Source organism: Anabaena sp. EIM26 (assembly GCF_057568715.1).
Map to the genome: position 1 here is coordinate 85,181 of NZ_JBWNLG010000002.1, position 12,166 is coordinate 97,346.

The window sequence follows — 12,166 nt, forward strand, 5'->3', positions numbered from 1 at the left end:
TTTAAAATCAGAACTAAAGTTTTAGGGGAATAGGAAACTTTATGTTCCCTTTTTTTTGTGATCTTGAAAAAACCAAGCTCAAGAAAATTAGCCTTTCTTCGATCTATTTTTTCGACGAGATTCTTTCTGCATTTTTTTCTTTTTATCAACTTGACTTTTATTTTTATTTAATGTTAGAGTAAACCCTGCTACACTAATCGGAGAATTATCTTTTTTATTTGGCTTATCTGCTCGAAAGCAATTCCAAGACTCCATTTCTAATATTGTATCATTAATCAAAGTATAATGCTGTTTGTTATGCAGTTTCTGTAAGGCTGCTTCCACACCCATTTCTAGAGAATTATTGACATTATTTTCATTTACAAAAAACCTTTCCATTAAATCTTCTTCAAAAGCTCTATCTATATGCTCTTTAAGTTCAATAGCACAGATATCACAACTATTAATCACTAATTTATTCCACATATAGTAATTATCTTTTTCCAGCTTGCTTAAAAAAAGTTCCTCAAAATATTGGATGACCTGTTCTCTAGAAATAATTTTTTGAACAAGTAATATTACTAAGGATTTTAGAGCAGCACCTCTCACAAATTTATTAACTGCTGGATTTTCTATCAGTTGCTTAATAGGGTCAAGATTTCCGTGACTGATAGAAGCAAGAATTCTACCTAAATCTTCAGTTACTACATCTCCGGTTACATCTAGGGAGATATCCCCCGGAGTTGAAAAAAAATCGACGATGATAGGATAAGATTTAGATTCTCTAAATTGTGCTAGTAAAAACAGGGAATAAATATGTAAGAAATAATCTGGTTCTTCTAATAAATCTTCTAGATTATTTGTGCTTTCTTCTAAAGTCGCTAATAACAAAGGAGTAATGGCTTCCTGTTCTTGAATGGCTCTCTCTAAAGCCAAACGGGGGAATTTACCAGTGTTATTTTCTAGTTCTGATAAAATTTCTTCTAGTTGCATTTTCAAGCTAAATTGTTGGCTGACATTAAAATCATATACTAATGATTAGGCAAAAATTAAGTAGAATGGCGTAAAAAAAACCGTAGACGCGGAGCGGCTTCTCGGAGAGTAGTATGTAACCGAAAGTAAAGTTGCCCAAAAAGATCTTCCCTTCTGCCTTGTTATCACGACAATTTTCAACACTGGCCTACTTATTGGTAGCTAATGACTCATCCTCAAATCACCAAATAGGCACAAGTGTCCTGGAACAAAAATTTTCATCAATTTACGTGGTTTGAGGACGTTGAAATTGGTTACAAATTATCAAAACCAACATCTCGTAATTGAATTTAGTGTAAAAACTCCCTAAACTGACAAAAGGTATTAGTCAGGTCAAAAGGGTTCGCTCTGAGTGCATTATGAATCAAAATTATACATTTAAATTTAACTCCTCCACAGCCTTAGAAGCACTCAAAGCAGGTAAATACGATCACCTGGACTTTGCGTTCTTCTGAAGATAAGTTAGACAGACTTTCTCGAACTAATTTGTTAATGCGGGCTGGTTCTTCCCCTGGTGCTTTGGCTGACTCTCTCAAACAATTGACTAAACGCATACCTGACGATGAAGAATTGAAGTCTTTAGCTAAACGTGCTGCACAGGTGAAGCAGGTGGAGAAAGCGAGAGTATTGGTAGAAATGCTGTCCAAATCTCGTCAGAAAACATTGGTTTTCACTACTCACAAAGCCACCAGTGAATATTTGGCTAAAACCCTGTCAGCAGCAAATATTCCCTTTGCAGAATTTCAAGGGGGGATGTCCTTGAAAGCCAAAGATGAAGCAATCGCTGCTTTTCGGGATAGTGTTTCTGTGTTGTTAGCATCGGAAACAGGTGGAGAAGGGCGGAATATTCAGTTTGCAAATGCGATCGTGAATTATGATCTGCCTTGGAATCCTATGAAAATAGAACAGCGCATTGGTCGTATTCACCGCATTGGCCAAACTCAAGATGTATTTATTTTTAACTTTTGTTTAAAACAGTAAACCAAAAAGTTTTTCAAAGAGAGCGATCCACTAGGGATGCAGCAGGTATCACGAATAAATACGTATAGCAAGAGAGTATTATGTAATACTCTTTGTATAAAAAATAATTATCATATTTTGCAGTGGGTCAAAATGTGAAATAATCAAAGTAATAAATTGTATTTTATCTAAAAAAATTGACTATTTCATCTCTAAAAAAAGCCAAGGGGAACGAGTTTACAGAAGAACCAATTTTAACAGACTCAGAAACTCTGGATGAGGTTATTGAATGTTTAGTAGAAAATTTTTCGATTGAAACACAAGGGATATGTGACCAAAAAACTTTATTTGAGATCCTCATAAAAGCAGCAAGCAGTGGAGATAGTATTGAGAATACAGCTAAAATATTAAAGAATGTTCCCACAGCTAATGATATTAGATATCATCTCAATAAAATCAACAATTTTGAGGAATTAGAGGCGCAAATAAATCAAGCGTTGAAAAGTCGAATTCCTTTAGGATTAAAAAAAGGGTGCTTAAAAATAGCGATTGATTTAAATTTAATTTGCTATTATGGTAAACCAACGGATGAGGAATTACCTTACATATATCGAAGTCAAGCAAAATCTGGTACTCATTCATTTTACGCCTATGCAACCTTATATGTTATTAGCAAAAATAAGCGTGTAACTCTTGCAGTGAGAGGTGTTCGACGATTAGATACTAGTGTTGCAATAATTACTTATTTATTGGCAGAACTTGACTCTCTTAACATAAATGTTAAAAAACTCTATCTAGATAGGGGATTTTTTAACACTCCTGTAATCCGATGGTTGCAAGCATTAGATATACCATTTATGATGCCTGCTATTAAAACGGGAAAACAAGGAGGAATCAAGCAATTTTTGAAGGGTAAAAAAAGTTATAAAACCACCCATACTATCACAAGAGATAAAGACGATTCAGTTACTTTTGATTTATGGATTATCTGTAAATATAGAAAGGGAAAACATAATAAGCATGGGGTAAAATATTTGGCTTATGTTGTGCATAAAATTAAAACGAATTTAGATTATATCTATCAAGATTATCGAAAAAGATTTGGAATCGAAACTAGCTATCGGTTGAAAAATATCTGTCGTATAAAAACGAATAATAAAAAGCCTGCTTTGAGATTATTATTCGTTGGTATATCCTTTCTTTTAGTTAATATTTGGGTGAATATCCTGTGGTGCAAAATTAGTCGTAAGAGGAAAGGTAGTCGATTAATTTATCGCACGCTTTTCGTACTCAAACAAATGTTAGCCTTTTTATCTCAGGCTGTTGAGCGTAAATATCAAGTAGTCCAAGGCATCTACATTCCATCAGGTTAACATCAAGAAATTATTAATCAATAAATTATAAGTAAAAATTATCTGTACTATGTTTGCTGATTAAAGGATTGTGTATCATTAAGTATTAAAAACCACTATTTTTTTAGCTTTTGCTCTTAGGAAAAAAACTTTTTGGTTTACTGTAAAAGGCAGTATTGAAGAATATATTCTGCGAATATTGCATGACAAAATCAATATGTTTGAATTGGTGGTAGGAGAGATTGAGACAATTCTAGGGAATGTAGATGATGAATTTGATTTTAGTGAAATTGTCATGGAGATTTGGTTTAAAAATCAGAAAAAACCTGAATTAGATACAGCTTTTGACCAATTAGCAGATAATTTGTTGAAAGCTAAAGACCAGTATCAACAAGTGCAGGAATTAGATGAACAGATTTTTGGTGAAGATTTTGAGGCGTAGGGATTGGGGACTTGGGGACTTGGGGATTGGGGACTTGGGGACTTGGGGGTTGGGGATTGGGGATTGGGGGTTGGGGGTTGGGGATTGGGGATTGGGGACTTGGGGACTTGGGGACTTGGGGGTTGGGGATTTTAAGTAATAGGACAGAATTAATTACACAAGTGATTTTTCTGTTCCCTGTTCCCTGTTCCCTCTTTTAACAAGTGAATTTAATTTTGTCAGACTTTTTATACAGATGGAAAATCGAGGTTTTGAATCTTTGGATTTTTATCAGGATAGTTTAAAATTACTCAAAGCGGCTTATAGACTAGCAGATGTTTTGCCAGATTATGAACGTTATAATCTCAGTGATCAATTGCGCCGAGCATCCTGTAGTGTATTACTGAATATAGCTGAAGGCTATGGGCGTTATCACTATCTAGACCGCTTACGTTTTATGTATATTGCTCGTGGGTCTTTAGCAGAAACTAAAAGTGCTTTCATCATCGCTGAAAAGATTGGATTCTGCACAACAGAACAATTAGCTTGGGTAAATCAAATTGAAGCACAGATTGAAAAAGGTCTTAATGGGTACTGTCGCTTTATTCGTTCTCAAAAACAAGGTGGAGAAGAGTATGGAAAACAATATATTCAAGAACCAGTAACTAAAGATTAGAAATTAGTATTTTACCACCACTTTTATACTAAGTTATTCTCAAATCCCCAATCCCCAGTCCCCAATCCCCAGTCCCCAGTCCCCAGTCCCCAGTCCCCAGTCCCCAGATGTTATCAGATCCAATTATTTCCACGTTAGAAAAAATTATTGCGTTACATGATGGTATCGCAGAACCAGCTAGTGAACACACTTTGAATGTTTTGCTAACTGAAAATTTAGCGTCACTGCTATCCTTACCAGAAGATGTGACATTTACAACAAAAGCTGATGTATCTCAAAGTGTTTTTGTTACTTATCATTCCGAAGTATTAAATAAATTATCTGATTTATTATCTACTACAGGACAAGTTAGTGCATTAGGTATTAAATATGATGGATACCTCAAAAGTACGAATTTTGATAAGCTGCTTACGGAAAGATTTGTGGCTCAAAATGGCTTAATTAAATTTGTTGATGCTAAACCAGAAATCACCCGTTATATTTTATGTAATGTAGCTTACACAGCAAATGCTGAAGAGAAAAGAATTGGTTTAGTTTCCTTCATTATCAATGAATTAACGGGAGTAACACCAGTAGAAATTGGTGATGCTTTATTCTGGGAAGCTGATAGAATTGCAGTTGATGAACAAGATTTAGAATTATCACTACCAATTGCTGATTTATTAAATTTAATTGAAACCCGCAGCGAAATATTAGTTAGTCAAACCTTGGAAAATTGGCAGGCTAAATTAATTAGAGCAAGAACTAGAGATGAAGAGAGACTCAAGGATTATTACAACACAATCAGTGCCGAAATTCTTAGGAAGATAGAATCTAAAGGTTTGATAGATGCCGATAAAGATAAGGAATTAGCAAGGATTGAAGCAACAAATAAAGAGTTAGAGAGAAAATTGTTGGATGTGCAAGAGCGTTATAAAATGAGTGTGGAGGCTTGGTTACACAGTTCCATGATTATCCATTTACCTACGGTACATATTCAATTCTCTTTACAAAGAAAGAAAGCGAAACGGATTGTCACAGCAGTTTGGAATCCTTTTACTAAAATTATTGAACCATTGCGTTGTGAAGTTTCTGGTGAACCTGTTTATAATTTTTATTTAGATGATGCAGATGCTAAAATTATCTCTTCGACTGTTTGGAATAAATGATTTATATGTCAAATCCCAAGGGACAATTTTTTCTAAAATCAAAGTTAATATACAACGAAAGTTCTGATTTGATTTATAAAGTAACTCATGAAGGCTAAATATGGAGTTTATGGAATGATTTTGGTTCACATTTTTTGGGGATTGCTATATAGCGATTCGATTTAATTTTTGGATTTTGGATTTATTTATGAATAGATTATTTGTTAATATTGGGAATAGGACATGAACAATTAAGATATACCCAATACCCACTTAATAAAAGAGGATAATTATGAGTGAATACCAGTATTATGAATTTCAAGCTTTAGATAGAATATTAACAAAAACTGAACAAAGTTACATTGAAAGTCTTTCTAGTCGAGTGGAATTATCACCAACAAAAGCAGCTTTCACTTATAGTTACGGTGACTTTCGGGGCAATCCCCAAGATTTGTTAGAAAAGTGTTTTGATGTCATGTTGTACATGGCTAACTGGGGAACTCGACAGCTTTTATTTCGGTTGCCGAAAAAACTGGTAGATGCTACTTTGATTAAGCAATATTATGTAGATGATTGTATTTCTGTTTCTAATACTTCAAATTATCTAATTCTTGATATCAATATTAATGATGAAGAATATCAAGATTGGATAGAAGGTGAGGGTTGGCTATCTAATTTAGCATCACTGAGAAATGAATTATTGCAAGGTGATTGCCGGGTTTTATATTTGGCTTGGTTAAAAGCGAAAACTAGAGTATGCGATGATTATGAGCTATCTGAAGATGAGTCAGATGTACTAGAACCACCTGTACCTGCCAATTTACAAAAGTTGTCGGACTCGCTGCAAAGTTTTGTTGAGTTTTTTAAGGTTGATAATGATTTAATTACAGTAGCAGCAAAAGCTAGTAATTCTACACAGGCAGAATTTACATCTTTAGAAGCATTAATTCCAAGTTTACCAGAAGCAGAACGCAACGAATTTTTGGTTAAAGTCCTCAAGAATGAGCCATTAATTGGAGTTCAATTAGCAAAAAGATTGAAAGAATTATCTAATAGTCAACTTACTTTAGTTCAAGGTAATGGTAATAGACGATTGCTTTTTCAACTAATAGCTAGTGCGGAGGATTGTAGCAAACTTCGCCAAGAACAAGAGCTAAAGCGGCAAAGGAGGCAGGAATTCGTCAATTGTTAGCACTAGTTCCCAAGGAAGCCAAATTATGGGAAGAAGTTTTTAGATTAATTGCTCTCAAACAATCTAAACCCTATGATGATGCAATTGCACATTTGAGAAATCTACGCGATTTAGCTGAACATCAAGGAAAACTAGAGCAGTTTAAGTTACGCGTTCAGGAAATGCAAACAGATTACAGCAATCGTCCTGGTTTACTCTCACGTTTACAAAAGGCAGGGTTGTTAAGGCTTTAATTAACCGCTGTCATGAAGCTTATCGTTTATTGATAGGAAGAGGCTTTCGCTCTCTAACTGATAGATATTATGTAAATTTTGTGACAATGTAATAAGTAGCAAGACAGAATTAATGACATATTGGTTATTGACCAATTCTTTACTAGTCAAGGATTTCAGCCCCAATTTTTGTGTAATTACTTAAAAAGCGTCATATCAACAGAGTTGGGGGGCAGAAAAAATTGGCGCACAAAATTTATCTCTGGGAAATTTGTGCGCCATGGCGCACAAAACAATCCGCAAAGAATATTCACTCAATGACAAATTTTCGGAAACTGACGCAATAATCAGGGTTTTAGCCATCATGAGTTAGCTCCCAAGCCGACTGTATCAACTTCTTGATTTTATGGCGGTAAATAAGTATACACAAGAAAAGCAAAATGTATTGCGTTTTGTAAAATGCCCCAAACTCAATCAGAATATCGCATTGAGATAACTTTACATACCGTTACATGAATTGAAATTTTTCGCTCAATCTACTTACTAGCTATTACAAAAATCATCTAATCTCATCTCCTTCCAAATTTCAGAAACCTGCCATCCTGTTTTGCCAACAGAGTAAACTATGGGATTATCTCGGCAAGGAATATAGTTAGGTTGTTGATTCTCTACATTGATTACTCTGGTTTCCTCAAGCAAGGGTTCTGGAGCATTAATAATCTCAGTTGGGAGATTTTCTTCTTCTGACTCCATACTTTTGATTTTGTTGAGAATTAGCTTTTCAGATTTTTTAATTAGTTTCATAATTTAGCCCTTGAAAGTTTTGAAAACAGCATATAAAAGATTGAGAATTTTCACATAGATTATGAGCTAGACTAGGGTAGTCTTTCAATCATCTTCAGAAAAATCCGCAAAAAGTTTTGATGAAGTTTAGTTATCCAAAATTACATTGGGAAAACTAGGATACAATATTTTTCTGGACAATAAAAGTGTTGTACCGAAAATTTATGTAACTTTGACTCTAATGCTCAATTTATGCTTCAGAAGCTAGTAACGCAAGACAGAACTCAAAAAGATTATCAGGTAAGCTTTCCGCACTAAAACCAATGGGGTATTTTTTTATTTGGAAGTTCCTTATTCACGGGTCAGCAGTTCCAAGTTATGACCATTGGGGTCATAGAAGTAAAAACCTCGACCACCTTTTCTGTGATTAATTTCACCTTGATGTTGGTGCATAGGGTCGCTACTGTATTCCAATCCCATTTCCTTCACCCGTGCAAAGATAGCATCAAATTCTTGATCTGTAACATGAAAAGCATAGTGGTGTGACTCAAAATTTTCTCTATTATCAAAATCAAAGGCCAATTGATTGTTTACACGCACAACAGCAAAGTGAGCAAGGGGAGGTTCTACCTTTAAACCAAAAATTTGGGCAAAGAACTGTGCAGATGCTTCCTTATCATGTGCTGGTACTATAGTGTGATTAAGGGTAATTGTCATTTTTTTACACCTCTGGTTTTATAAAGTAATTAATTTCCACTATGTATAAAAGTTGATAGTAACAATGTCTTGTGCTAGTCAATTTTTGAGACTTCTTCTATCTTACAGTATATATAGTTTTAGTTGTCTACCGTAATCAAAACATATTTACTCAAAAACTATTGTTTCCTCCCGTTTTTCAGGAAAAATAAGAAAATGCCCAAAATTACAGAATGCGTTAGCACAATCTACCATTAGAAAGACAATTAGTAACTTCAATATTATCCACCAGATAGATGAAAATTATGAACAATTTTGCCAAGTTAGAGTCAAAGCAGGTTATCTTCTGGAATTATTCTGGAATTAGAAAAATGACTAAATTCATAGATTTTGATTTTTATCAAATTGATATCAGATTATTTTTTGAAGATATTACCCCAGCCCAAGCAGAGACTTTATTAGGGGGTTATTGCGAATCTACGCAGGTTTATCCCTATATTTATTTAGACGATAATAAGTCAAAAAAACAAACTATAGGTGGAGATAATAAATACAGCAATCAGAAAATTAACACTATAGATAATTCCAAAAAAACTTATTTCAACGGAGTCCTTATCCCCACGAAAGAAAACACTGTAGTTATATCTGGGTAACATCGAAAAATGGAGCTTATATTAGCATCTTGCAATTATCTCAATTCAGAAGATATACTGCAAATGGCTAATAGCTATACTTGATGTGATCTGCTTGCAGCAGCGCCAGTTCTCTCCTGGACAAGATCCCGTAGGGTACGCTATCAAACTTTTAGCGATGATTTAAAAATTAAGCTCTTAGCCATTTTTAGGATAAATTAGGTAAATCATTGACTTTATTGAGAATAAATAAACTTTCGTCTCCCCCACGTCTAATTCTTAAAGTTTCATCTAAATAAGTGATATCAAGAGTGGCAATTCTCCCTTGAGGATTATTAGCCGCTACAACTTTAAAGGGATTTAGTTTAGGCGTGTCAATACCTACAATTTTCTCAATCGCCAAATAACGTTTATCAAAATCAACATTGATGCGTTTGTTTGCTAAACCCGATGTATCTAGAGCAGGTTCAAAACTAGCCGTTACTTTCACATATCCTGATATTAAATTCAGAGGATGCTTAACTTGAGCCAGATTAAAAAACAGTTTATTAGCAACATTAATTACTTGATAAATTTTACCTATTCGTAAACCCAATGGTAGAGAATCTAAAGAACGGATTTCTCTAGCTGTAGAGTATTGCAGTTGCCAAGCTCCTTCTAATAAAGCAGTAGCATTGAGAAGAAGTTGCGGATGAGGATTGAAACTTTCTAAGTCTATTGCTAACTGTTCAATTTCTGCAACTAAAGTTTTATTCAGCCTCAAATTAGTAACAGGAGAACCATCATTTTTAGTTTGAATCTTTTTGATTGTTGCTTGTAATTTTTCCTTTAAGATTTGATTATTCATTAGATGAAATAGTTATAGAATACTTAGAAGACTGTAACCTAAAAAGGCGATACTTCCTACAGAACGCCGCAGACATCGCTGTGAATCTGTAATTATTTCCGTTCAAGAAGTGTATGAAACATTATTTTGAACCGCGTCTACGTTGAAAGCCATAGTTTTTCACCAATGAGGGCAAAGCTGAGAACTTAACCCACAAAACAATAATATACTCTCCTTAAAAACTCCAGGTTTCAAAACAATACCTTCGCCAATTTGCAAAATATAGGGCTGAAAGTCAATAAAATCGTGACGATATCAATAGGGGTTCAAGATTTTGGCGAAGGTATTGTCAAAATAGACAGGACTTGCTACCACAAAATTAAGCAGCACCGCAAAAAGTTTTACAAATCTTGATTCTATTTTAGCGGGTTACTAACAGAACTAAACATAATATGGAATGTCCTTACGGATATTCACCAAAAAAGGGATAAATTTTGGACTCCTATGTTTGGGTTACTTTCAGCTTCTAAAGCTTGTTGGCAAGGTGGTGTTATTCCCAAATGGTCTTAAACATATAGTTTTTTGTATCGGTGCGTTTCCAGATTGTCGGTTCGCAGACTAATTGAAAAATTTTCAACGGAGTTATAGGGGATCTAGCCCCTGTTGTCGCGCACTAAATGAAAATTTCTGCTTTCTTGGAGTTAAAAGGTGCAAACTTTACTACGGGTAAGGCGTTGGAGCAACTTCCCTGTAAATAGCGATGCCTATAGCGGCTCCTCTGGAGCATCGCTACGCCCGCCGCAAGCATCGCCATTTAGTACGAAAGAATAAGGTTTACACAAACAATACTGTAGCCAAAAAAAGAGTATAAAAAGAGGGCTGATGTAGTAGAGTTATAGTCTTCCACAACGACAACTCGAAAGCCACATACAGCCCATGTTTGACATACTAGCACTGTTGCAATGCCTACTACCAGAAATAAAAGTGACGACGATGCGGCAGTTAAGCCAGATCATCACGGCCATGTTAGCCATGAGCGGGCGAGTCACAATGTTGGGAATATCGCGTTGGACGCTTAGTGGTGGTAGTTATCGGACGGTAATCAGATTTTTTCGTACAGTCATACCGTGGACAACGGTGTTCTGGGTGTTTTTTCGGCGGCATTTGTTCTGCCCAAATGATGTTTATTTGTTGGCAGGAGACGAAGTAGTAATAAGCAAAGCCGGGAAAAAAACCTATGGATTAGATAGGTTCTTTTCCAGTCTAATAAGTAAACCAATATTGGGACTATCTTTCTTTACATTATCATTAGTAAGTGTTCAACAAAGACACTCATTTCCGATTCAGATAGAACAGGTAATAAAAAGCGATGTAGAAAAAAGTAGTGTCTCGCCAAGTCCAGAAGTAAAACCTCAAGAAAAACGTGGACGGGGACGACCAAAAGGAAGTAAAAACAAAAATAAAAAGGAGGTGACTTTTACACCTGAATTGCTAAGAATTAAGAAGATGATTAATGAGCTATTTAAGTTAATAGCTAACTTTATTCCCCTCACTTACTTGGTCGTAGATGGTCACTTTGGGAACAATAATGCTTTGCAGATGGCTAGGCAGGTAAAGTTACACATAATTTCCAAGTTACGTCACGATTCGGCATTATATATACCTTACCACAATCCTGACCCTAATCATCGTTCCCGTCGTAAATACGGAGAGAAGTTGGACTGGCGTAATATTCCTGGGGCATATTTGCGTCAAAGTAGTCTTGAAGAAGATATTAAAACTGATACTTATCAAGCTACTCTACTGCACAAAGAATTTGGCCAACCACTGAATGTAGTTATTTTGGTGAAAACCAATCTCAAAACTAATGCTCGCAGTCACGTAATTCTGTTTTCTAGTGACTTAACTTTATCATCTGAAAAAATAATTGACTACTATAAGTTGCGCTTCCAAATCGAATTTAATTTCCGAGATGCCAAACAGTTTTGGGGATTGGAAGATTTTATGAACAGAGGTCAAACTGCTGTGACTAATGCTGTTAATCTTTCTTTTTTTATGGTCAATTTGTCTCATTATCTTCTAGCTCAGTTTCGTGAAGATAATCCCGGTGCTGGCATTGTTGATCTTCAGGCTTATTGTCGGGGTTTTCGATATGTTCGGGAAATATTAAAAATGCTTCCGCAACAGCCTGAGCCTATTTTATTATCCCAGATTTTTGCCAAGCTTACCTCTCTTGGTCGTATTCACAATGCTTCTACAGCCGTTGAACCCTCGTAAT

Annotated in this window: 11 protein-coding genes and 2 pseudogenes; 9 read left to right on the plus strand and 4 right to left on the minus strand. The window is 35.2% G+C overall.

The annotated features are described in order from the left end of the window. Nucleotides 1-87 precede the first annotated feature (87 nt). A complete protein-coding gene (locus tag AC012T_RS26430) occupies nucleotides 88-972 on the minus strand; it encodes a DUF1186 domain-containing protein (RefSeq protein ID WP_487067119.1) in 885 nt (294 codons plus the stop codon). A gap of 480 nt (nucleotides 973-1,452) precedes the next feature. Between AC012T_RS26430 and AC012T_RS26435 the strand changes: the two are divergent. From AC012T_RS26435 to AC012T_RS26465, 7 genes and pseudogenes are all read left to right on the plus strand, one after another. Then, nucleotides 1,453-1,986: pseudogene (locus AC012T_RS26435) on the plus strand (helicase-related protein); the annotation flags it as partial. A 182-nt stretch (nucleotides 1,987-2,168) separates the two neighbouring features. Further along, a complete protein-coding gene (locus AC012T_RS26440) occupies nucleotides 2,169-3,344 on the plus strand; it encodes an ISH3 family transposase (protein ID WP_487063466.1) in 1,176 nt (391 codons plus the stop codon). A gap of 130 nt (nucleotides 3,345-3,474) precedes the next feature. Beyond that, nucleotides 3,475-3,765 (plus strand): annotated as a pseudogene (locus AC012T_RS26445) (ATP-dependent helicase); the annotation flags it as partial. Nucleotides 3,766-4,000: 235 nt separating this feature from the next. Beyond that, entirely contained in the window at nucleotides 4,001-4,420 is a 420-nt protein-coding gene (locus tag AC012T_RS26450) for a four helix bundle protein (protein ID WP_487067121.1), read from the plus strand. Nucleotides 4,421-4,527: 107 nt separating this feature from the next. Then, complete coding sequence (locus AC012T_RS26455) at nucleotides 4,528-5,568, plus strand: hypothetical protein (RefSeq protein ID WP_487067123.1); 1,041 nt, start codon at nucleotides 4,528-4,530, stop codon at nucleotides 5,566-5,568. A 271-nt stretch (nucleotides 5,569-5,839) separates the two neighbouring features. Then, complete coding sequence (locus AC012T_RS26460) at nucleotides 5,840-6,739, plus strand: hypothetical protein (RefSeq protein WP_487067125.1); 900 nt, start codon at nucleotides 5,840-5,842, stop codon at nucleotides 6,737-6,739. Next, entirely contained in the window at nucleotides 6,733-6,972 is a 240-nt protein-coding gene (locus AC012T_RS26465; RefSeq protein ID WP_487067127.1) for a hypothetical protein, read from the plus strand. The genes AC012T_RS26460 and AC012T_RS26465 overlap by 7 nt, the downstream gene beginning before the upstream one ends. Nucleotides 6,973-7,494: 522 nt before the next feature. Here the strand turns inward: AC012T_RS26465 and AC012T_RS26470 are convergent. Next, nucleotides 7,495-7,755: a hypothetical protein gene (locus AC012T_RS26470; protein WP_487067129.1), complete on the minus strand. Its 261-nt coding sequence runs from the start codon at nucleotides 7,753-7,755 to the stop codon at nucleotides 7,495-7,497. Nucleotides 7,756-8,085: 330 nt separating this feature from the next. Then, nucleotides 8,086-8,451: a VOC family protein gene (locus AC012T_RS26475; RefSeq protein WP_487067131.1), complete on the minus strand. Its 366-nt coding sequence runs from the start codon at nucleotides 8,449-8,451 to the stop codon at nucleotides 8,086-8,088. 350 nt (nucleotides 8,452-8,801) lie between these two features. Here AC012T_RS26475 and AC012T_RS26480 point away from each other — a divergent pair, with 350 nt between their 5' ends. Beyond that, nucleotides 8,802-9,083 (plus strand): hypothetical protein, encoded by a 282-nt coding sequence (locus AC012T_RS26480; protein WP_487067133.1) that lies wholly within the window; start codon nucleotides 8,802-8,804, stop codon nucleotides 9,081-9,083. A 187-nt stretch (nucleotides 9,084-9,270) separates the two neighbouring features. On the opposite strand, the gene AC012T_RS26485 is transcribed toward AC012T_RS26480, so the two are convergent. Continuing rightward, nucleotides 9,271-9,909: a PAP/fibrillin family protein gene (locus AC012T_RS26485; RefSeq protein ID WP_487067135.1), complete on the minus strand. Its 639-nt coding sequence runs from the start codon at nucleotides 9,907-9,909 to the stop codon at nucleotides 9,271-9,273. 915 nt (nucleotides 9,910-10,824) lie between these two features. Between AC012T_RS26485 and AC012T_RS26490 the strand changes: the two genes are divergently transcribed. After that, entirely contained in the window at nucleotides 10,825-12,165 is a 1,341-nt protein-coding gene (locus AC012T_RS26490; protein ID WP_487059178.1) for a transposase, read from the plus strand. Nucleotide 12,166: the final 1 nt, after the last annotated feature.